This is a genomic window from Lentzea sp. NPDC058450, from assembly GCF_042721395.1.
Lineage (GTDB): Bacteria > Actinomycetota > Actinomycetes > Mycobacteriales > Pseudonocardiaceae > Lentzea.
This window is the reverse complement of sequence record NZ_JBHXLO010000012.1, coordinates 180,919-201,050: the sequence shown is the minus strand read 5'-3', so window position 1 is coordinate 201,050 and position 20,132 is coordinate 180,919. Positions and strand designations below refer to the sequence as shown.

Sequence of the window (20,132 nt, the reverse complement as noted above, 5' to 3'; positions counted from 1 at the left end):
TCCAACAGACAAGCTTACTGATCACTCAACACCTGTCCAACCGAACCCCGAATCCCGGTCGGGAATCGACGGATCGGCCACGAATTCACTCGATAGAACTAATGAATCACCTTGCTGAAGGCGAGCGGGCCAATTGTGAGGGGGTCTGTCTCAACGTCGAACAGGGGCGTGTAGCCGGTCGCCAGGTAGAGCCCTTTCGCCTCCGGTTGACGCGGCCCGGTCGTGAGATAGATCCGGCTGTATCCAAACGTTCGCGCTTCGGCCTCCAGTTCGAGAAGAACTCTTCGCGCCAAGCCACGCCTGCGATGCGCGGAATGCGTCCAGATCCTTTTCATCTCGGCGGTCTCGTCGTCGTAGCGCATGAACGCGCCGCCCGCCACGGCCTGACCCGCCTCCACGAGCAGCAGGAACTGTCCGTTCGGCGGCTCGAACACGTCCGCCGGGCGTTGCATCTCCTGTGCGCCGCTCGGCCCGTAGCGGGTCGTGTATTCGTACGTGAGCTCGGCGACCAATGGCGCCGCGACCGGATCGGACTGCCGGACGCGGCGCACTTCGAGAGTCGTCACGCGGCCTTCGCCCTGTCCCGCTTCGCGATTTCCTCGCGCACGATGGGAATCACGTACCGGCCGAAGTCGATCGTGTCGTTGAGCAGGTCGTAGCCGCGGGCCGAGAAGATCTCCACGCCGAGGTCGTAGTAGTCCAGCAACGCCTGCGCGACGGTCTCCGGCGTGCCGACCAACGCGGTCGAGTTGCCGTTGCCGCCGGACACCTTCGCGGTCGGCGTCCACAACGCACGATCGAACAGCTCACCCCGTTCCGCGACGGCCAGCAGTCGTTGCGAACCGGCGTTCTCCGGCCTGGTGAGCGACCGCCCGCGGCTCAGCGCGCCGGGCACCTTCCGCTCCTGGATCAGCTCGACGGTGCGATGTGCCTTCTCCCACGCCAGTTCCTCGGTCGGCGCGATGATCGGCCGGAACGCCACCTGGATGCGCGGCACGTCGTCGCGGCCCGCCTCCTTCGCCGCCAGTCGCACCGACTCGATCTGCTGCGCGGTGTCGGCCAGAGGTTCGCCCCACAGGCAGAAGATGTCCGCCTCCGCGCCGCCCGCCGCGTACGCCGCCGGGGACGAGCCGCCGAAGGAGATGCCGGGACGGGGTTGCTGCACGGGGAAGACGTCGCTGACGAAGTCCGCGAACCGGTAGTGCTCGCCCTCGTGGTCGAACGCCTCGTGGTTGAGCCACACCTTCTTGACGATCTGGATGTACTCGCGGGTGCGGCTGTAACGCTCGTCCTTGGTGAGGTAGTCGCCCTCGCGTTGCTGCTCGTGGTCGGTGCCGCCGGTGATGAAGTGCACGGTCAGCCGGCCGTCGCTGATGTGGTCGAGCGTCGCGAACGTCTTGGCGGCGAACGTCGGGTAGGACACGTTCGGCCGGTGCGCCAGCAGGATCTGCAGTTTGTCGAGCTTGCTCGCGAGGTACGCCGCCGCGGCCGCGGGTTCCGGTGCGCCGGAGCCGTAGGCGAACAGCACGCGGTCCCAGCCGTGCTCCTCGTGGGCCCTGGCGAGCCTGATCGTGAAGTCCTTGTCGAAGGCGCCGCTGGACGTCCGCGGTGAGATTTCCGATCCGTCGTCCGTGGCGGCGATTCCGAGAAACTCAACTGGCATGACCGATTCCCCAGAGGTGGTAGTGGGAGCAGGGCGCGTTTGAGGGGCGCGCTTCCGAGTTCACACCTCGGCGCGGGCGGTGGCAACGACGTCCACAGAGCGGGATTTGCTTGCACGCGCGGGGTAACGTGGTGGTGTTCGCGTTGAGGGGCGCGGCCAGTTCTCGTTGCCCTCCAACGGAAAGACGCGCATGCGCTCACTCGTCGTCATCGGTGGCGGTCCTCGTGCCGCCGGCCTGCTCGAACGCATCGCCGCCCAGTCGCCGACGCTGCCGGTGGCCGTGCACGTCGTCGATCCGCACCCGCCAGGCGCCGGCCGGGTGTGGCGGCACGCACAATCCCCGTTGCTGCGCATGAACTCCATGGCCGAGGACGTCACCGTCTTCACCGACTCGTCGTTCGACGGCGCCGGACCGATCAGGCCTGGTCCGTCGCTCGCCGAGTGGACGGACGTAGACCCGACGGCGTTCCCGTCGCGGCAGGTGCAGAGCGCCTACCTCTCGTGGTTCTTCGACCACGCAAGGAAATCTCTGCCTCCGAACATCTCGGTGACCGTGCATCAGGCGTCGGCGGTGAAGGTGGACGGTTCGGAGATCTGGCTCGACAACGGAGATGTTCTGCACGCCGACGTTTTGTTGCTGGCGCTGGGACATCTCGACGCCGAGCTGGAACCTGAGCACCGGAAGCTCGCCGAACACGCGGTGGAGCACGGACTTGTGTACGTGCCGCCGCTCTACTCCGCCGACGCGGATCTCTCGGCGGTGACCGGGGACGTCGTGCTGCGCGGGTTCGGTCTCGCGTTCGTCGACCTCATGGTGTTGCTGACCGAAGGCCGCGGCGGCCGGTACGAGCAGGGGCCCGGCGGGCTCACTTACGTGCCGTCCGGCGCGGAACCGACGCTGTACGTGGGCTCCCGGCGGGGCGTGCCGTACCACTCGAAGACCGGCTACCGGTTGCAGGGGACGAGGCCGAAGCTGCCGCGCTTCTTCGTCGCGGACGAGGTGCGGGGACCGGCGCTCGACTTCCGGGACGACGTGTGGCCGTTGATGGCCAAGGAGATCGCGTGGGGGCACTACCACGAGCTGTTCACCGGCCACCCCGACGCGGTGCGGATGCCGTTCGACGAGTTCGCCACGGCCTTCGCCGCCTTGCCCTGGTACAGCGACGAGATGCGGGCGCTGGAACTGCTCGCGGTGCCCGATCCCGCCGACCGCGTCGACTTCGAACGGCTCGACCGGCCGCTGGACGGCGTGACGTTCGCCTCGGCCGAGGAGTTCCAGGAGCACCTGCGCGCGTACGTCGTGGCGGACGTGGCCCGGCGCTCGGATCCGCGGCACAGCGCCGATCTGGGGGCGTTCCTGGCGCTGCTGTCGGTCTACGGCCAGGTCGCCGACCTCATGCCGTTCGACGGCTGGTGGCACGGCTACTTCAGCTACCTCGCCTCCGGCCCGCCACCGGACCGGCTGGAGGAGCTGCTCGCGTTGTCCCGCGCCGGAATCGTGCGGTTCCTCGGCGCGGACATGTGGGTGGAGGCGGTGGAGGGCGCGTTCGTGGCGGGCAGCGCGACGACGCCGGACGTGGTGCGCGCCAACGGGTTGATCGAGGCCAGGTTGCCCACGCACACGCTGGGCCGCACGGTCGACCCGGTGCTGCTCTCGTTGCGGGCGGCCGGTGCGATCTCCGAGGACGCGGCCGGACTGGTCCGGGTGTCGGCGTCCGGGCGGCTGATCGACGAGAACGGCGAGGAGGACCCGACGCGGTTCGCGGTCGGGCCGTTCACGACGGGCAAGTCGTACGCGGCGTTCGCGCGCCCGCAGACCAACGCGCCGGCGTTCCGGCAGAACGACGCGCTGGCCCGGGAGTTCCTGCGGCTGCTGGGTGACAACGCCAGGGGCAGGTAACTCGGCGGGAGGTTCTGCACTCTCGATCTCGTCCTCCCCAACGGAAAAGGCAGATCGATGAACCTCCGCACCGTCGCCGCGCTCACTGCGGCTCTTCTCGTCACACCCGCGGTGGCCGTCGCCGCACCGGCGACCCACCAGCCGGCCGTCATCGACGCCAAGGGACCCGGGGTCTTCCCGCACTCCGCCGACTACGACGGCCGCTCCCGCACGTTCCTCGTCGGGTCGCTCAGCACCGGCACCGTCTCGGTGGTGAGCCGCGACGGCCAGGTTCGCACGCTCGTCGACGACCCGAGGCTGACGTCCACGCAAGGAATTCGGGTCGATCTCGCCCGCAACCGCGTCCTGGTGACGGACGTCGACCTCGGCACCGCGAAGAAGAGCACGCCCGAGTCCAGGCTGAAGACCGCGGGCGTGGCGAGCTACGACCTGCGCACCGGGAAACGCCAGTGGTACGCCGATCTCGCGGCCTTGAGCGGCGGCAACCACCTCATCGCGGACGTCGTGGTCGACTGCGACGGCACCGCCTACGCCGTCGACACCCAGAGCGCGAACCTCTACCGGATCGACCGCCGCGGCAAGGCCTCGGTCCTGCTCACCAGCCCGTTGCTGGCGGGCAACCCGAACCTCGACGTGCCCGGTTTCCTCGACGACATCGCCGCCAGTTCGGTCACCCTCGTGTCCGGCAACCAGCTCATCGTGTCGAAGGGTGACGGCAGCCTCGTCCGCGTCCCGTTGCGCAGGCCGGAGCAGGCGAGCGCGGTGCAGCTGAACACGAACCTGGTGGCGCTGACCGCCTCGGTGCGCACGCTGCCGGACGGCTCGATCGCCGCCGTCAGCAGCGGCCTGCTGACCGGCACGGCCGCCGTCGTGCAGCGCGTTCGCCCGAACCGGGACTGGACCGCGGCCAGCGTGACCGTCACCGACCAGGTCGCCGACCCGATCACCAGCGGCATCACCGAGGGCCCGCGCGGCGCGGTCTACACGGTCAGCGGCGGCCTGCTCGACCTCCTGCAGGGCCGCCCGAACGCCGGGTTCACCCTGCGCGAGGTCAGGATCGGCTGAGCAGGCTCAGCGCGGCCCGCGAGGCCGAGCCCGCCTCGGTCGTCACGACCACGATCCGCTGGTCCTTGCCGTGGGGGACGGGCAGCGCCTGCTGCACGACCTCCACGGTGCCGACCAGCGGGTGCCGCATGCGATGCCTTGCGATGTCCCAGTCCCGGACCTTGTGCTCGGCCCACAGGGCGGTGAACTCGGGGCTGTGCATGGCGAGTTCCCCGATCAACGCGGCCAGCGCGGGGTCGTCCGGGTACCGGCCGGCCGCGAGCCGCAGCTTCCCGACCACGTCCCTGGCCTTGCGCGGCCAGTCCTCGTAGAGGTCGCGGGTGTGCGCGTCCAGGAACACCAGCCGGGCGCTGTTGGGCCGGTCATCGGGACGCTCGGGGCTGTGCGGGTCGAGGTGCCCGGCGAACAGCGCGTGCCCGGACTTGTTCCACAGCAACACGTCGCTGCGGCGACCGAGCACGATCGCCGGGGTGTCGCCGAGCGCCTCGACCAGCTGCCGGGTGGCCTCGCTGACCTTCTCCGGCGCGGGCCTGCGGGAGCGACGTTGGCGAGGGCGTCCGGACAGGTCGTGCAGGTGCCGGCGTTCGGTGTCGTCCAGCCGCAGCGCGGTCGCCAGCGCGTCCAGCACCTCGGCGGACGCGTTGAGCGACTGCCCCTGCTCCAGCCGGGTCAGGTACGACTGGCTCACCCCGGCGAGCCGGGCCAGTTCGTCGCGGCGCAGGCCGGGCACCCGCCTGCGCTCGTCGAACAACTGCAGGCCGACGTCCGCGGGTTGCAGCTGCCCGCGCCGCGTCTGCAGAAATCGGCCCAGCTCAGACCTGGTGTCCATCCGGCGAGTATCCCGAGCGATCCCGATCGTTGCCTGACACCGCGAGTGTCAGGCAACCGAGGTGTAGCGCCCCTGGTGCCGCACGAGCGGCGTCGGGATGTCCGAGTGCGTGATGTCGAGCGGTTCGCCCACCAGCGCGATGTGGTCGCCGACCGCGATCCGCCGGGCCGTCCGGCAGCGCAGCCGCACCGGCGCGTCCAGCAGCCACGGCACGCCGTCGTCGTCGGCCTGCCAGCGCGTGCCCGCCCCGAACCGGTCGACGCCCTTGGTGGCGAACAGGTCGGCGAGCCCGGTCTGCCCGGCCTCCAGCAGGTGCACGGCGAACAGGGGAGCGGTCCGCAGCACCGGCCACACCGACGCGCCCTCGCCGATCCAGACGACGACCAGCGGTGGTTCGAACGAGACCGACGTGAACGAGGAGACGGTGGTGCCGACCGGGCCTTCCGCCCCGTGCGCCGTGACGATCGTGACGGCCTGGGCGTGGTGGCGCAGCGCGTCGCGCAGCTGTTGCTTCATCGCAGCACCTTCAGGGCGTCGAGGTCGAAGTCCGTGACGTCGGCGGGCAGCGCGGCCTCGTTGAGGAAGAACGCCTGGGGCACCACGGCTCCGAGCTCGGCCAGCACCGGCCGCAGGTGCACCTCGACGGCCAGCGCGTGCTTGTCGGCGGCCGCTATCTGCAACGGCAGCGCGATCTTGCCGCGCAACCAGCCCGGCGGTGCCTGGTCCAGCACGGCCTTCAGCAGGCCGGTGTACGCCGCCTTGTACGTCGGGGTCGCCACGACGAGGAAGTCGCTCTGCCCCAGCGTCTCCAGCGCGGCCTTGATCTTCTCCGGTTCGGTGAAGACGGCGGGTGCGAGCTCCGCCGCCTCGACGACGGGTCCTTCCACGGGCACGCCCAGCGTCGCGGCGAGCGCCTCGCGCAGGGCCAGGGCCGCCTGCGCCGTGCGCGAGGCGGGCCGCGGGTTGCCGACCAGAACACCGATCTGCGTCATGCCTTCCAGCACAGCCGCAAGCCGGGGGACCGTCAACCCGCGTCCACCACGCGGGACCTACTTGACGGCGTCGGCCGCCGACCGCCCGGCGACCCGTCCGGAGAACAGGCAGCCGCCGAGGAAGGTTCCTTCCAGGGCGCGGTATCCGTGCACGCCACCGCCGCCGAACCCGGCGGCCTCACCGGCGGCGTAGAGGCCCGGCAGCACCTCGCCGGACGGGTCGAGCACGCGCGACGACAGGTCGGTGTGCAGACCGCCGAGCGACTTGCGGGTGAGCACCGAGAGCCTGACCGCGATCAGCGGACCGGCCTTCGGGTCGAGCAGCCGGTGCGGCTCGACGACGCGGATCAGCTTGTCCGTCAGGAAGTTCCGGGTCTGGCGGATCGCGTTGATCTGCATGTCCTTGCTCAGGCCCGCGGTCACCTGGCGGTCGCGCTCGACGATCACCTTCTCCAGCGCGGCCGCGTCGATCCGCGAGTCACCGGTCAGCGCGTTCATGCCGCGGGCGAGGTCCGCGACGGTGCCGGCCTGGATGAACTCCTTGGACTTCTGCGCGAACGCCTCGACCGGCGCGGTCGCCCCCGGCAGCGCGCGCTTGAGCACGGCCTTGGTGTCCTTGCCGGTCAGGTCGGGGTTCTGCTCGGAGCCCGACAGCGCGAACTCCTTGCCGATGATCCGCTTGTTCAGCACGAACCACGAGTGCTCGTGGCCGTTCTTGGTGATGTGCTCCAACGCGCCCAGCGCGTCGAAACCGGGGAACAGCGGGATCGGCAGGCGCTTGCCCTCGGCGTCGAGCCACAGCGGCGACGGCCCCGGCAGGATGCGGATGCCGTGCTTCGACCACACCGGCGCGTAGTTCGCGATGCCCTCGGGGTAGTGCCACATGCGGTCGGAGTTGATGATCGCGCCGCCGGCCTTCTGCGTGATCTCCAGCATCGAGCCGTCCACGAAGTCCGGCACACCGGCCAGCATGAACTTCGGCGGCTTGCCCATCCGCTCCGGCCAGTTCTTGCGCACCAGGTCGTGGTTGCCGCCGATGCCGCCGGACGTGACGATCACGGCCTGCGCCTTGAGGCTGAAGTCGCCGACGACCGTCCGCGAGCTCGGTTCCGCGCGTGCCACCGACGACGGCTCCAGCACGTCGCCGGACACGCCCTCGCACACGCCGTTCACGACGTCGACGCTCGTGACCTTGTGCCGGAACCTGAGCGTCACGAGGCCCTTCGCGACGCCCTCGCGCACCCGCCGTTCGAACGGCTCGACGATGCCCGGCCCGGTGCCCCACGTGACGTGGAAGCGCGGCACCGAGTTGCCGTGCCCGTCCGCGAGGTACCCGCCGCGTTCCGCCCACTGCACGAACGGGAACCAGCGCACCCCCATGTTGTGCAGCCAGGAGCGCTTCTCGCCGGCGGCGAAGTCCACATAGGCCTGTGCCCACAGCCGGGCCCAGTGGTCCTCGTCCCGGTCGAACGCCGCCGAGCCCATCCAGTCCTGCAACGCCAGGTCGTGCGAGTCCTTGACCCGCAGGCGACGCTGCTCCGGTGTGTCCACCATGAACAGCCCGCCGAACGACCACCAGGCCTGGCCGCCGAGCGACGCTTCCGGCTCCTGGTCGAGGAGGATGACCTTGCGACCCGCGTCCGCGAGCTCTGCGGTCGCGACGAGACCTGCGAGGCCCGCGCCGACGACGATGACATCCGCGTCATGTGCCATCGGGCGAGTCTAGATCGACCCCTGGTCACGCACGAGACCTGAGTCAATTTCACTTTTTGGGGGTAGGGCCTGTGAGCTTCCGACCGGCGTCCGAGGTGGGTTTCACGACGAGGACCACGCGTTTTGTCGCGCCCGGATCAGTCACGAACGGCGAGTTCGGCCTGTTCGAGTGGCGGATGGAGGCGCGTCAGCCGGGTGCCCGGCCGCACTTCCACAAGACGTTCTCCGAGTCGTTCTACGTGCTCGAAGGCGAGATCACGCTGCTGGACGGCGACGAGTGGATCCGCGCAGGTGAGGGCGATTTTCTGTACGTGCCGGCTCACCGACCACACGCGTTTCGAAACGACAGCGACGCGCCGGTGCGGATGCTGATCCTCTTCGCGCCGGGGATCGCCCGGGAGAACTTCTTCCTGGAGGTCGGGAAGGTCAAGGGCCTCGACCCGGACGAGCTGCGGGCGTTCTACGAGCGCCACGACCAGTACAACCTGTAGAGGATGCCGCCGACCGCCACTACCGGTGAGGGGGGTTACCGGAGTGCCGGTCGACGGCGGGTTGACCGCGGCGCGAGCACGAACCGCCTGCGGAAGGACAATCCGACCTGGGGGTGTCAGAGGGTCCTGGCGACCAGCTCGAGCGCCGACGGCCAACCACTTGTTGAACGTACAACCGGACCGCTGTGTTCCGGTCGCCTTTCGCTGTGACCAGGCTCAATTCCTTCAGCTGGTCTTCAGGTTCGCCTTCTGGCGTGACCGCCCGATCACCCCAGGTCGTTGAGCTTGCGCTCGGCGGCCTTGCGCGCCTTCTCGGCCCCGGACGTCACCCGTTTGGCGTCCTCCAGCCGTTCGGCCGCCCGATCGAACGCCCGTTGCGCGGCCAGCTGGTCGGCCTGCGCCTCGCCGAGGGACTGCTCGGCCTCGTCCAGCGCCTGCTGCGCCTCGGCCCGCTTGCGCTCCTGCCGTTCGCGGCGCTTGCGGGCCAGCGCGTCCTCGCCGTCCTGCGCGGGCTCCGGTTCCGGCACCGCGAACCCGAACCCCGAGTACTCCAGCCCCTTGGTCAGGTGCCCGGCGCGCACCAGCTCGGCGGACTCCGGATCGGCCATCGCCGCCGTCAGCGTGTTGCGGACCTGGGTCACGGCGTCGTCCGCCAGCGGCCCGGTCAGCTCCAGCGTGCGGTAGACGAGGGCCTCTGTGAGCTCCTTGCGCTTGCGACCGAGCTCCCGCATGGTCAGCTGGGCCGTGGACAGCCCCAGCGCCTCCTGGAGGCCCTCAGGGGCGTCCCGGACGAGCTTGTTGACCGCCCAGGCGCCCACGGTGGGCTTGCGCAGGTCCGAGATGGCCTTCGCGAGGTCCTTGTCCTCGGTCTGCTTGGCCGCGGCGTTGCGGGCCGCGGTGAACTCCTTCGGGGGCAGCCCGTAGAGCTCGTCGGCGACCGGCTTGAGGTCCATGCGCGCAAGGTAGCGCCTGAACAGCCCTCAGTCCTGCGGAATGACCATCGGCCACCCGATCAACGGCCACTCCTCGACCCGTTCGCCGCCACCGCTCCACCACCCGTTCAACACCACGCCTCTCCGGAGCGTTGAAGAGGCGAGTGCGGGAAATCGGGTAAACAGGATGGAGACATGCACACCAGGTGGAGATGGGTCCTGTTCGGCCTCGGCATCGCCGTGGCCGCCCTCGGCCCGCTCGCCGCCAAGGACGGCCCCTGGTACGCCTACGTGTTCGGCGGCCTGTGGTTCCTGATGGGCGCGACCGTGGCGTGGCGCACGGCGAGCCTCGGCACGAAGCTGACCGACGAGGGCATCACGTCGCACGGCATCGACCGGCAGACCGACATCGCGTGGTGCGACGTCGAGGCGGTCGAACCGAGGCGCAGCCGCAACATGATCTTCTTCCACACCATCGCGCCGGAGGCCCGGCTGCGGCGCGGCAGGCACGTGCTGACCGAGCTCAGTCTGCTGTCGGTCAAAAAGGACTCCGTGCCCGAACGGACCGCACGGCACGTGACGGAACTCCAGCAGGCGCTGAAAGCACATCGCGCCGGTTGCTCGTTGTGCGGTGCGCAGCCCAAAGCCCTCGCCACCGGCCAGAGCATCGTCGGTCGTCTGCGGGCGAGATTGCGTGCGCTATTGCGCTGAAAGCGCGATCACTGCATCGTTGGTCGCAAGGATCCTGTTACACAGCAACACCGTTCACCGTTGACGCAGCTCTTGACATTCCCCTCTATCAGCTCTTGACTGGAGGGTGGTTGCTCGTTCCACGGCGGAAATGAAACGCGCAGCACTAAAAGTGCGCCCTTTCAAGCCACTGAACAGTCCAATGTGGATCCTGGAAATAGTCCAGTCCGACGATTGCCCCTCGCCACGCGAAGAGATGCACTTCGGAGCACTCTTTACCCCACGAAGGGCACATGCGCCGTGAAGAACTGGAGACGCCGCACCGGAACGGTCTTGCTGACCGCGGTGCTGGGCACTACCGGGTTCGGCTTCGCCGCCACCCCTGCCATCGCGCAGAACGCACCGCAGCAGACCCCGGCCGCTGACAAGCAGCTGGACAAGGACGACCGCGCGCTCGTCGAGAAGGCCGGCCTGGAGGGCAAGCCGACCGTCGACCTGCTGGTCGCCGCCGAGCCCGGCAAGACCGACGCCGCGGTCAACGACCTCAAGGCGCTCGGCGCCACGGTCCAGAAGACCGAGAAGGACGTCGACTACGTCAAGGTGACCATCCCGCGTGAGAACGCGGAGAAGGCGGCCAAGCTCGCGTCGGTCGACAAGATCGACGTCGACGGGCTGATCGCGGTGGACGACCCGCGTCCGCAGGGCATGGAGGCCCCGGCCCCGCAGAAGGCGCCGGACTCGAAGACCTCGCGCACCAACCCGTACATGCCGACGCAGGACACGCAGGCGGCGCAGTTCGCCACCGCGAACCCGAAGTGGGACGGCCGCGGCACCAAGATCGCCGTGATCGACTCGGGCATCGACCTCGACACGCCCGCGCTGCAGACGACGACCACCGGTGAGCGCAAGATCATCGACTGGTACAACGCGAACGCCACGAACTCCGGTGACGGCACCTGGGTCACCATGACCAAGACCGGCAAGGTCGGCAAGTTCACCGACGGCGGCCGCGAGTGGACCGCGCCGGCGACCGGTGGCCCGTACTCCTTCGGCCGCTTCACCGAGACCGCGGGCGACCTCGGCCTCGCCAACAGCGAGACCGGCGGTGACATCAACCGCGACGGCGACCGCACCGACGTCTTCGGTGTCCTCCAGGACATCACGACGAAGGAGGTCTTCGTCGACGTCGACGGTGACGGCGACTTCACCAACAACAAGCGCATGATCGACTACAAGGTCAAGAACGACGTCGGCTACTTCGGTGTCGACAACCCCGCGACCGCGGTGACCGACCGCGTCGCGTTCGTCGTGCAGACCGACCGCTCGATCTACGACAACGCGGGCACCCCGTACGTCAACCTGGGCATCTCGGGCGCCGCGCACGGCACCCACGTCGCCGGCATCACCGCCGCGAACAAGATGTTCGACGGCAAGATGGCCGGTGCGGCCCCCGGCGCGAAGCTGATCGCCATCAAGGCGTGCCTCACCAACCCGTCCTGCACGAGCTCCGGCCTCATCGACGGTGTCCTCTACGCCGCGCGCAACGGCGCCGACGTCGTGAACATCTCCATCGGTGGCCTCCCGGCGCTCAACTACGACGCCCCGAACAACGCGCGTGCGGAGCTCTACAACCGCACGATCGACGAGTACAACGTCCAGCTGTTCATCTCGGCGGGCAACTCGGGCGCGGGCGCCAACACCGTCGGTGACCCGTCGATCGCCACCAACGCGGTGAGCGTCGGCTCGTACATCACCAAGGAGACCTGGCTCTCCAACTACGGCTCGAAGACCGCGCAGAAGCAGAACCTGCACGGCTTCTCGTCGCGCGGCCCGTCGGAGAACGGCGGCTTCAAGCCGAACATCGTCGCGCCCGGCTCGGCGATCTCCACCACGCCGCGCTGGCAGAACGGTGGCCCGGTGGCGGGCACCTACGCCCTCCCGCCCGGCTACTCGCAGTTCAACGGCACGTCGATGGCCGCCCCGCAGGCGACCGGTGCCGCCGCCCTGGTCGTGAGCGCGTACAAGGCCACGCACAACGGCGAGCGTCCCACCAGCGCCGAGCTGCGCTACGCGATCCAGCGCAGCGCGAACTACGTGGACAGCCTCGGTGCCTACGAGCAGGGCGCTGGTCTGTTCAACACCAACGCCGCGTGGAAGCTGCTGGACAAGCACTCGGTGCCGGACAAGGTCACCACGTCCGTCGCGGTCAACACCGTCCAGAGTGGACAGATCCTGCCCACCCCGAACGTCGGTGTCGGCATCCACGACCGTGAAGGCGTCACGGCGGGCCAGGAGTACACCCGCACCTACACGCTGACGCGCACCACCGGCCACGACGACGAGACGTACAACGTTTCGTGGAAGGGCAACGACGGCACGTTCACGGCGGCCAAGAAGGTCAACCTGCCGCTGAACACGCCGGTCCAGTTCCCGGTCAAGGTCAAGGCCAAGACGGCCGGCGCGCACAGCGCCGTCCTGCAGCTCGACAACCCGGAGACCCCCGGCGTTGACGCGCAGACCATGAACGCCGTGTTCGCCGCGGAGAACTTCACCGCCGCCAACAAGTTCTCGGTCACCAAGTCGGGCAAGATCGCGCGCAACCAGTCGACCAGCCTCTTCGTGAACGTGCCCAAGGGCACGACCGCGCTGAAGGTCGACATGACCGCCGGTGGCGCCGAGGCCGGCAAGGGCCAGGTCCGCTTCCTGCGCTACACCCCGCAGGGTCTGGGCTTCGACAGCAACACGTCGACCAACTGCTACAACCCCGACGCGGGCGCCGGTTGCGCCGGTGGCTCCCCGACGAGCCGCACGGTCGCCAACCCGATCGCCGGTGTCTGGGAGATCGTGGTCGAGGCGCGCCGCACCTCCGACGCCGACGAGGCGCCGTACTCGGTGACCGCGTCCGTGCTCGGCACGTCGATCAGCCCGAACCCGGACGTCATCGCGGCCGGGACGATCGGCACCCCGATCGAGCGCACCTACTCCGTCACGAACACGCAGGCCACGTTCAACGGCCGGCTCGCGGCGGGTGCCGTCGGCAGCGCGAAGACGGCCCGTCCGTCGATCGCCAACCTGGCGTCCCAGCAGTACCCGATCGCCGTCACGGCGGGTTCGACGCGGCTCACGGTCACGATCGGCAACACCACTGACGTGGCCGCCGACCTCGACCTGTCCGTGTACAACTGCACGACGGGCAGCTGCGTGCTCGCCGGTCAGTCGGCCGACGCGGACTCCGAGGAGTCCGTGACGGTCACCAACCCGGCCGCGGGCAACTGGATCGCGGTGGTCGACGGCTACGCGGTGCCCGCGGGCACCACGGAGTACGACTACTTCGACGTCTACACCGCGTCGTCGCTCGGCACCCTGGCCGTCACCGACGCCAACGCCGACCGCGCCGCCGGTGCGTCGTGGAACGCGACGGGCGTCATCACGCCGCTGGCCCAGCCCGGTGCCGGCCGCGTGCTGCGCGGTGAGCTCGAGGTCCGCACGGCCGACAACGCTGTGATCGGCAGTGGTGCGGTGATCGTGCAGGCAGTCAGCTAAGTCCTTTTAGGAACGTAGAAAGCCCCAGAATCCACGAGATTCTGGGGCTTTCTACGGTTCCGGCAACTTGTTGCTGAGCGGTTCGTCCACGTCGATCGCGGACACCCCGATGATCAGATACGCGTCTTCCACCTTGTCGACCGGCATCTCGGCGCGCAGGTAGCCGATTCTGGGATCCCGCGACTCGACGGTCGCGCCCAGCGCCTTCAGTGCCTGCTCGACCTCCTCGCTGCGTCCCTGCTGCACGGCGATCGTCAGTGGCACTGTGAGGTGGCCGTCGCGCTTAGCCTGCTCGATCCGGTTCTTGTCCGGGTTCACCGTGGACACCGCGGGCACCTCCGCCAAGGGCAAGGCTGGAGACCCGTTCGTACCACAGCTGCCGAGAGCCAGCGCGCAAAACGCGACGGCGAGCGGTCTTCTCATGGATCTAGGACGGAGTGGCCTCGCGGGACGGTTGCACGATCTCCACGAACTCTTCGAGATGCGTCAGGTGAGCCACGTGACCAGCGCCTTCGATGGTGACCAGGGTGCCATTCGTGTCTCTGACGATGTCCCGCGCGGCTGGTCCGAACAGGTGATCCGTGCGCTCACCGACGATGACCGTGACCGGAATGTCCAGCTTCGGCGGCTCGTAGCGGTAGCCCGTGACCGCCCGCAGTTCGTGCAGCGTGGTGTCCAGCAGGCCCTTCGCCGCCTCCCAGAGGTCGGGCGCCGCCTCGCGGAACGACGACTCGCCCGCCAGCCGGACCACCATGATCTCCAGAGCGAGGTCCCGGTCGCCTCTGGCCAGGGCGTTCGCGTAGTCCTCGACGGCCTCGGGGTCGATGCCGATCGCCGGTTCGTACAGCACGAGCGCCTTGAGGTCGTTCCGCTCCTGCGCGGTGAGCAGCGCGACGAGGCCGCCGTAGCTGTGCCCGATCAGCGTCGGGTTCTCGTGCCGGTCGAGCACGGCGTGCAGGTCGTCGATCTCGGTGCGGAGGCTGTAGTCCGCCGGCAGCGGGACACCGTCGCGGCCACGCCTGTTCGGCACCTCGGCGGGTGTGAGCAGGGCTTTCACCGGCGCCCAGTCGGCCGCGGTGCTCTGGGCACCGTGCAGGATCACGTTCATGCGGCCGACCGTAGGGCTTGACATCAGTGTCAAGGTCAAGCTGTGTTGATCGGTGAACTGGCCGCCGAGTGCGGTGTCTCCGCCCGCTCGGTGCGGCACTACGAGAAGTGCGGTCTCCTGTCGTCGGAGCGCTCGCCCAACGGCTACCGCGTGTACACGCGGGCCGATGTCGAGACCGTGCGCCGGATCAAGGCGCTGCTCAACGCCGGCCTGCCCCTCGCGACCATCGCGTGGTTGCTGCCCTGTGTCATCGACGCCTCGCCACGCGTGGATCCGTGCTCCGACCTGCTGGCGACCCTGCGTGCCGAGGTGACGCGCCTGGACGAGCGGGCCGCCGAGATCGCCCGGTGCCGCGGTCTGCTCACCGACATCCTCGAACGATCCGCCTAGGAGCCCTTGGGTCCCGCGAACGCCTGCTCCCGCAACGCCCCGTCCAGGCTCTCGCCGAACACCCGCGCGTCCGTGTGCTGGTCGCCGGTGGGCTGCTGCTTGGTCTTCTGCGTGAGCGCGCGCGTCCGGATGTGCGGCAACGCCCCGTCGTGCTGCCGCTGCACCCAGTCCACCAGGTGCTCACGCGTCAAACACCTGAGGTCCCAAAGCTTCCCGGCGTCGGCCGCGCTCACCAACGCGCGCAACCGCACGAACCCCTGCGTCGCCTGCGTGACCTGCAGGACCGACACCCGCCCGTCCCACAGGTCGCTGGCCTCCAGCATGGACCGCATCTCCTGCCGCATCGCCTCGACCGGCACCGTCCAGTCGAGATCGAGCTCCACGGTCCCCAGCAACGCGGACTGCGTGCGCGTCCAGTTCTCGAACGGCGTCTTCAGAAAGTACGAAGTCGGCAACACCAGCCGCCGGTCGTCCCACAGGTGCAGCACGACGTACGTCAGCGTGACGTCCTCGACCCGCCCCCACTCGCCTTCGACCACAACAACATCATCGAGCCGCACCGCGTCGCTGAACGCGATCTGCAACCCCGAAATCAGGTTGCCCAGCAACGACTGCGCAGAAAACGCAGCCACAGCACCAACAACCGCCGCCGAGGCCAGCACCGTCGACCCGACCGCCCGAGCACCGGGGAACGTCATCAGAATCGCCCCGACCGCCAGCACCCCGATGACCACCAACACCAGCCGCCGCACCAGAACGACCTGCGTGTGCACCCGCCGAGCGTGCCGGTTGTCCGTGACGTCAGTGCGAATCCGCGACAACGACAGGTCCACCAGCGTGCTGATCAACGAGGCCAACAGCCACGCACCCGCCAGGATCAGCGCGATCCCCAGCACGTGCAACGTGACCGGCGCGTCCACCGGATAGGCGCTGAGGCTGATCTGCGCGGCCAGCAGGGCACCGAAGACCTGACCGGGCCGGTACATCCGCCCGCTGTGACCAAACCGGCGCACCAACCGGTGGACCACCTCCACGACCAGCAACGCGAAGGCCACCGAGCAGCCCATGACCACGAAAAGCATGTGCCTCCTCCCGATTTGGCACCGGGTACCCGCCGACCGGGGAGGGGGACACCGTGAAACACCTCTCAACCGCAGTCGCGAACGCAAGGCGACCACCGTCTTGGCCTGGCGCGCGCCACCAACCGCAGTCGTCAACGCAAGGCGACCACAATGCAAGCCAGGCGCGCGCTCCCAACCGGCAGCCGTCAACGCACCCCAACCACCTACGAAACCCGGCACGCGAAGCCGAAGGCGAGCCCGAACGGGCTGCTACAGGACTGGGAGCCGGTTACGCCCCTCAAGGCGATTGGGGCTTGACTTTGGGTGCGAGGTGCTACCCCTCGCGGATCGGCCGGGCGCTTTTCAGCCCGGCCTTTTCCGGCCGACCAGCACCTCGCAAGGGCCCCGAAGTCAAGCCCCAATCGCACACCCCAGATCTTTCGTCGAGACCCACGCAACCAACTCTCGCAACCGCAGCCCAACCAACAAAACGCGACCAACCCCGCTGGAACGCGACATCCCAACGAAACCGGCATCGCGAACCGGCAACCGCAGGGACTTGCGATCCAGGTTTGAGTCTGCAAGACTCAAACCATGCTCACCACGACGGAGGCGCTGGACCTGGTCGAACGCGCGACCTCGCCCGAGGCGCTGTTCGGCCCGCGCACCACGGACCCGGATCGACGCCGCGAAGCACGGCGCCGGTACCGCGCGCTGTCCTCGGTCCTGCACCCCGACGTCGTGGGCCCGGCCAACCCCCGCGCCCACGCGGCCCAGGCCGAACTGACCCGCCTGCACCACGACTGGATCAACACAACCACCGTCACCTTGACCACCCGGACCGGCGCCTACCGCATCGGGGAGCCGTTCGCGGTCGGCAGCATCGCCAACCTCTACGAGGCCGACGGCCCGTACGTGGTCAAGGTCGTGCGAAACCCAGGCCTCAACCCGCTGATCCACGGCGAGTGGCAGGCGCTTCGGACGCTCGAACGCTTCACCGACCGCAACGCGTGGCTGCGCCCGTTCTACCCGCGGCTGCTCGACACCTCGGGCGAGACCGCGAAGGGCTCCCGGGCGTTCACGGTGCTGGACCCGCTCAAAGAAGGCTTCGTCACGCTCGAAGAAGTTCACAAAGCGTTCCCCGACGGGCTGGACGGGCGCGACTACGCCTGGATGCACCGCAGGCTCCTGAAAGCGCTGGCCGGTGCACACCAAGCAGGACTGGTGCACGGCGCCGTCACCAGAGACAACGTCCTGGTGCACCCGGAACAACACGGGATCGTGCTCGTCGGCTGGTCGTTCGCGGTGCGCGAGAACGAACGGCTGATGGCGACCAGCAAGACGATCGAGTATCCACCGGAAGTCCAGAACAACGACCCGGTCACCGCGGCCACGGACGTCCACATGGCACACAAGCTGATGCTGGACCTCCTCCGCCAGAACGAAGACAGGCAACGCAGGTTCGCCAAGGGCTGCATGCAGGACAACCCGGGCAGGCGACCGGACCCCCAGGACCTGATCCGCGAGTACGACGAACTGCTCGAAGAGCTTTACGGGCCGAGGACCTTCCGCCCGTTCACGATGCCCAAGACAGGAGAATGACCATGGGACACGGCAACTGGGACGACAACGCCTACGCCGCGGCCAAGACCTTCCGCGCAGCCAAGGGAATCGCCGACTTCGGCTACACCGCCTCGGTCAAGGCCACGCCGGCGTCGGGCTGGAAGGCCGCCCCCGCGCTCGACCCGTTCCAGGTCGGCCACCGCGAGTGCCGCGACTCGCCCGACCACGCCGACTCGACACCGATCGCCGTGCTGTTCGACGTCACGGGCTCGATGGGCAGCGTGCCGATGATCATGCAGGGCAAGCTGGGCAAGCTGCACGGGTTGTTGCAGCGCAAGGGATATCTCGCCGACCCGCAGCTGCTGTTCGGTGGCATCGGGGACGCGGACAGCGACCGGGTGCCGTTGCAGGTCGGGCAGTTCGAGTCGGACAACCGCATGGACGAGCAGTTGCGCGACATCTTCCTCGAAGGCAACGGCGGCGGGCAGAAGAGCGAGTCGTACGAGCTGGCGGCATACTTCATCGCACGGCATGTCGTCACGGACGCGTGGCAGAAGCGCGGCCGCAAGGGCTACCTGTTCATCATCGGCGACGAGCTGAACAAGCCGCGGCTGGAGGCCAGGCACATCCGCCGGGTCATCGGCGACGACGTCAAGCAGGACATCGACCCCGTGTCGGTGTACCGCGAGCTCGCCAAGAAGTGGCACGTCTACTTCATCCTGCCCAACCAGTCGTCGTATTTCCACGACGACAGCATCGGCGACCACTGGCGCGCGATCCTCGGCCAGAACTTCCTCAAGCTGGACGACCCCGGCGCGGTGTGCGAGCTCATCGCCGCCACGATCGGGCTGGAGGAGCAGGTCGTGGACCTCGACCAGGCGCTGGTCGACCTCGCCGAGGTCGGGTCGGCCGCCGAACGTGACGCCGTCGGCAAGGCGCTGGTCGCGGTCGGCAGCGGCAAGCGCGCGGTCGTCGCGGCGCCGCTCGGCATCGACGGCCCCGACGACGTGGCGCTGTCGTGAACGACCACGTGATCGTCGTCGGGCTCGGGTTCGGCGACGAGGGCAAGGGAGCGGTGGTCGACGCGTTGTGCGCGAACGGGGACGTCAGCGCAGTCGTGCGGTTCAACGGCGGCGCGCAGGCCGCGCACAACGTCATCGCCGACGGCCGGCACCACACGTTCAGCCAGTTCGGGTCCGGCACGCTCGCGGGCGTGCCGACCCGGCTCTCCCGCCACGTCCTGGTCGAGCCGATCGCGCTGGCCACCGAGTCACGTGAGCTCGAAGCGATCGGCGTCGACAACCCGCTCTCGCTGATGTCGATCGACACCAACGCATTGCTCACCACGCCGTTCCACGTGGCCGCGAACCGGGCGCGCGAGAACGCCCGCGGCGACGGCCGGCACGGCTCGTGCGGCAAGGGCATCGGCGAAACGGCCTGGTACGGCCTGCTCGCCGGCCACACGAAGGGCGAAGTCGTGGAGGGACAAGAGGTTCTCGGCTATCCGGGACCGGCTCCCCGCGTCGGCGACTGCCTGAACCCGCGCATGCTCCGGCAACGCCTGGACGTGCTCGCCAAGTTCTACGAGCCGCTGATCGGCGACGGCATCAGCGTGGACGAGCTGGTGATGCTCTACCGGGCGTTCGCCGACGCCGTCCGGATCACGAACGACCAACTGCCGGAGGGACGGCTCGTCTTCGAGGGCGCCCAGGGCGTGCTCCTCGACGAGACCTACGGGTTCCACCCGCACACCACCTGGTCCACGGTCGTCCCGCGCAACGCCCGCGAGCTGCTCGACGGGCGCCCGGCGCGCGTGATCGGCGTGACCAGGACCTACCAGACGCGGCACGGCGCGGGGCCGTTGCCGACCGAGGACGCCGGCGTCCTCGCCAGGTTCCCCGAGGCGCACAACGGGACGGGGGAGTTCCAGGGTGCGTGGCGGGCGGGCCACCTCGACGCCGAGCTGCTCCAGTACGCGGTCAGGTGCTGCGGCGGCATCGACGGCCTGGCCGTGACGCACCTGGACGCCACGGGTCTGCAGGTCGCCACCATCGAGGGGTTGGTGGAGCTGGTGGACCCCGTGGCGTACCTCAGCGATCTGCTGGGGGTGGGCGTGGAGGTCACGGGGGCGGGGCCGAATCGCGCCGACTACCAGGTGCGCACGCCGGTCCGGATCTGAAGGGGGAGAATCG

General features: G+C 69.0%; 19 protein-coding genes. 9 read left to right on the top strand and 10 right to left on the bottom strand.

Annotated elements, in window-relative coordinates; translation table 11 throughout:
• Positions 1-98: 98 nt before the first annotated feature.
• Together ACFWNN_RS20635 and ACFWNN_RS20630 are read right to left on the bottom strand one after the other, a co-directional pair.
• A complete protein-coding gene (locus tag ACFWNN_RS20635; protein ID WP_382441531.1) occupies positions 99-566 on the bottom strand; it encodes a GNAT family N-acetyltransferase in 468 nt (155 codons plus the stop codon).
• Positions 563-1,663 carry an LLM class flavin-dependent oxidoreductase gene (locus ACFWNN_RS20630; protein WP_382441530.1) on the bottom strand — a complete coding sequence of 367 codons (1,101 nt, stop codon included), beginning with the start codon at positions 1,661-1,663 and terminating at the stop codon, positions 563-565. The genes ACFWNN_RS20635 and ACFWNN_RS20630 overlap by 4 nt, the downstream gene beginning before the upstream one ends.
• A 190-nt stretch (positions 1,664-1,853) precedes the next feature.
• Here ACFWNN_RS20630 and ACFWNN_RS20625 point away from each other — a divergent pair, with 190 nt between their 5' ends.
• On the top strand, positions 1,854-3,563 hold the full coding sequence (locus tag ACFWNN_RS20625) for an FAD/NAD(P)-binding protein (RefSeq protein WP_382441529.1): 1,710 nt from the start codon (positions 1,854-1,856) through the stop codon (positions 3,561-3,563).
• 57 nt (positions 3,564-3,620) lie between these two features.
• Complete coding sequence (locus ACFWNN_RS20620; protein WP_382441528.1) at positions 3,621-4,628, top strand: hypothetical protein; 1,008 nt, start codon at positions 3,621-3,623, stop codon at positions 4,626-4,628.
• Here the strand turns inward: ACFWNN_RS20620 and ACFWNN_RS20615 are convergent.
• From ACFWNN_RS20615 to ACFWNN_RS20600, 4 genes are read right to left on the bottom strand one after another with little or no spacing between them, the layout of a single operon-like run.
• Positions 4,615-5,457 carry a helix-turn-helix domain-containing protein gene (locus tag ACFWNN_RS20615; protein WP_382441527.1) on the bottom strand — a complete coding sequence of 281 codons (843 nt, stop codon included), beginning with the start codon at positions 5,455-5,457 and terminating at the stop codon, positions 4,615-4,617. The two genes, ACFWNN_RS20620 and ACFWNN_RS20615, sit on opposite strands and share 14 nt — an antisense overlap.
• A 48-nt stretch (positions 5,458-5,505) precedes the next feature.
• Positions 5,506-5,973: a flavin reductase family protein gene (locus ACFWNN_RS20610; RefSeq protein WP_382441526.1), complete on the bottom strand. Its 468-nt coding sequence runs from the start codon at positions 5,971-5,973 to the stop codon at positions 5,506-5,508.
• Positions 5,970-6,449: an NADPH-dependent FMN reductase gene (locus ACFWNN_RS20605; protein ID WP_382441525.1), complete on the bottom strand. Its 480-nt coding sequence runs from the start codon at positions 6,447-6,449 to the stop codon at positions 5,970-5,972. Before ACFWNN_RS20605 ends, ACFWNN_RS20610 begins: the two co-directional genes overlap by 4 nt.
• Before the next feature lie 57 nt (positions 6,450-6,506).
• A complete protein-coding gene (locus ACFWNN_RS20600) occupies positions 6,507-8,162 on the bottom strand; it encodes an FAD-binding dehydrogenase (protein WP_382441524.1) in 1,656 nt (551 codons plus the stop codon).
• 71 nt (positions 8,163-8,233) lie between these two features.
• On the opposite strand from ACFWNN_RS20600, the gene ACFWNN_RS20595 reads away from it, so the two are divergent.
• The gene (locus ACFWNN_RS20595) at positions 8,234-8,653 is read left to right on the top strand and encodes a cupin domain-containing protein (protein ID WP_382441523.1); all 420 of its coding nucleotides are present in this window, start codon (positions 8,234-8,236) and stop codon (positions 8,651-8,653) included.
• A 266-nt stretch (positions 8,654-8,919) separates the two neighbouring features.
• Here the strand turns inward: ACFWNN_RS20595 and ACFWNN_RS20590 are convergent, their stop codons facing one another.
• On the bottom strand, positions 8,920-9,606 hold the full coding sequence (locus ACFWNN_RS20590) for a hypothetical protein (protein WP_382441522.1): 687 nt from the start codon (positions 9,604-9,606) through the stop codon (positions 8,920-8,922).
• A gap of 174 nt (positions 9,607-9,780) precedes the next feature.
• Between ACFWNN_RS20590 and ACFWNN_RS20585 the strand changes: the two genes are divergently transcribed.
• Positions 9,781-10,296 (top strand): hypothetical protein, encoded by a 516-nt coding sequence (locus ACFWNN_RS20585; RefSeq protein ID WP_382441521.1) that lies wholly within the window; start codon positions 9,781-9,783, stop codon positions 10,294-10,296.
• A 279-nt stretch (positions 10,297-10,575) separates the two neighbouring features.
• Positions 10,576-13,818 carry a S8 family serine peptidase gene (locus ACFWNN_RS20580; RefSeq protein ID WP_382441520.1) on the top strand — a complete coding sequence of 1,081 codons (3,243 nt, stop codon included), beginning with the start codon at positions 10,576-10,578 and terminating at the stop codon, positions 13,816-13,818.
• Positions 13,819-13,869: 51 nt separating this feature from the next.
• Here ACFWNN_RS20580 and ACFWNN_RS20575 read toward each other — a convergent pair whose 3' ends face one another.
• Both ACFWNN_RS20575 and ACFWNN_RS20570 read right to left on the bottom strand, forming a co-directional pair.
• The gene (locus ACFWNN_RS20575; protein ID WP_382441519.1) at positions 13,870-14,145 is read right to left on the bottom strand and encodes a hypothetical protein; all 276 of its coding nucleotides are present in this window, start codon (positions 14,143-14,145) and stop codon (positions 13,870-13,872) included.
• A gap of 100 nt (positions 14,146-14,245) precedes the next feature.
• Positions 14,246-14,926 (bottom strand): alpha/beta fold hydrolase, encoded by a 681-nt coding sequence (locus tag ACFWNN_RS20570; RefSeq protein WP_382441518.1) that lies wholly within the window; start codon positions 14,924-14,926, stop codon positions 14,246-14,248.
• 42 nt (positions 14,927-14,968) lie between these two features.
• Between ACFWNN_RS20570 and ACFWNN_RS20565 the strand changes: the two genes are divergently transcribed.
• Entirely contained in the window at positions 14,969-15,316 is a 348-nt protein-coding gene (locus tag ACFWNN_RS20565) for a MerR family transcriptional regulator (protein ID WP_382441517.1), read from the top strand.
• On the opposite strand, the gene ACFWNN_RS20560 is transcribed toward ACFWNN_RS20565, so the two are convergent.
• Positions 15,313-16,398, bottom strand: a complete 1,086-nt coding sequence (locus ACFWNN_RS20560; RefSeq protein ID WP_382441516.1) for a mechanosensitive ion channel family protein — start codon at positions 16,396-16,398, stop codon at positions 15,313-15,315. The two genes, ACFWNN_RS20565 and ACFWNN_RS20560, sit on opposite strands and share 4 nt — an antisense overlap.
• Before the next feature lie 573 nt (positions 16,399-16,971).
• Here ACFWNN_RS20560 and ACFWNN_RS20555 point away from each other — a divergent pair.
• From ACFWNN_RS20555 to ACFWNN_RS20545, 3 genes are read left to right on the top strand one after another with little or no spacing between them, the layout of a single operon-like run.
• On the top strand, positions 16,972-17,979 hold the full coding sequence (locus ACFWNN_RS20555) for an adenylate cyclase (protein WP_382441515.1): 1,008 nt from the start codon (positions 16,972-16,974) through the stop codon (positions 17,977-17,979).
• Between the two features lie 2 nt (positions 17,980-17,981).
• Positions 17,982-18,962, top strand: coding sequence for a hypothetical protein (locus tag ACFWNN_RS20550; RefSeq protein ID WP_382441514.1), 981 nt, complete (start codon positions 17,982-17,984; stop codon positions 18,960-18,962).
• Entirely contained in the window at positions 18,959-20,119 is a 1,161-nt protein-coding gene (locus ACFWNN_RS20545) for an adenylosuccinate synthetase (RefSeq protein ID WP_382441513.1), read from the top strand. The genes ACFWNN_RS20550 and ACFWNN_RS20545 overlap by 4 nt, the downstream gene beginning before the upstream one ends.
• The last annotated feature ends 13 nt before the right edge of the window (positions 20,120-20,132 follow it).

What these genes read in the sequence shown, in the direction of transcription:
- ACFWNN_RS20610 (WP_382441526.1), bottom strand. Translation starts at nt 5,973, where the DNA reads ATGAAGCAACAGCTGCGCGACGCGCTGCGCCACCACGCCCAGGCCGTC.
- ACFWNN_RS20600 (WP_382441524.1), bottom strand. Translation starts at nt 8,162, where the DNA reads ATGGCACATGACGCGGATGTCATCGTCGTCGGCGCGGGCCTCGCAGGT.
- ACFWNN_RS20620 (WP_382441528.1), top strand. Translation starts at nt 3,621, where the DNA reads ATGAACCTCCGCACCGTCGCCGCGCTCACTGCGGCTCTTCTCGTCACA.
- ACFWNN_RS20625 (WP_382441529.1), top strand. Translation starts at nt 1,854, where the DNA reads ATGCGCTCACTCGTCGTCATCGGTGGCGGTCCTCGTGCCGCCGGCCTG.
- ACFWNN_RS20550 (WP_382441514.1), top strand. Translation starts at nt 17,982, where the DNA reads ATGGGACACGGCAACTGGGACGACAACGCCTACGCCGCGGCCAAGACC.
- ACFWNN_RS20590 (WP_382441522.1), bottom strand. Translation starts at nt 9,606, where the DNA reads ATGGACCTCAAGCCGGTCGCCGACGAGCTCTACGGGCTGCCCCCGAAG.
- ACFWNN_RS20560 (WP_382441516.1), bottom strand. Translation starts at nt 16,398, where the DNA reads ATGCTTTTCGTGGTCATGGGCTGCTCGGTGGCCTTCGCGTTGCTGGTC.
- ACFWNN_RS20555 (WP_382441515.1), top strand. Translation starts at nt 16,972, where the DNA reads ATGCTCACCACGACGGAGGCGCTGGACCTGGTCGAACGCGCGACCTCG.
- ACFWNN_RS20570 (WP_382441518.1), bottom strand. Translation starts at nt 14,926, where the DNA reads ATGAACGTGATCCTGCACGGTGCCCAGAGCACCGCGGCCGACTGGGCG.
- ACFWNN_RS20585 (WP_382441521.1), top strand. Translation starts at nt 9,781, where the DNA reads ATGCACACCAGGTGGAGATGGGTCCTGTTCGGCCTCGGCATCGCCGTG.
- ACFWNN_RS20605 (WP_382441525.1), bottom strand. Translation starts at nt 6,449, where the DNA reads ATGACGCAGATCGGTGTTCTGGTCGGCAACCCGCGGCCCGCCTCGCGC.
- ACFWNN_RS20630 (WP_382441530.1), bottom strand. Translation starts at nt 1,663, where the DNA reads ATGCCAGTTGAGTTTCTCGGAATCGCCGCCACGGACGACGGATCGGAA.
- ACFWNN_RS20615 (WP_382441527.1), bottom strand. Translation starts at nt 5,457, where the DNA reads ATGGACACCAGGTCTGAGCTGGGCCGATTTCTGCAGACGCGGCGCGGG.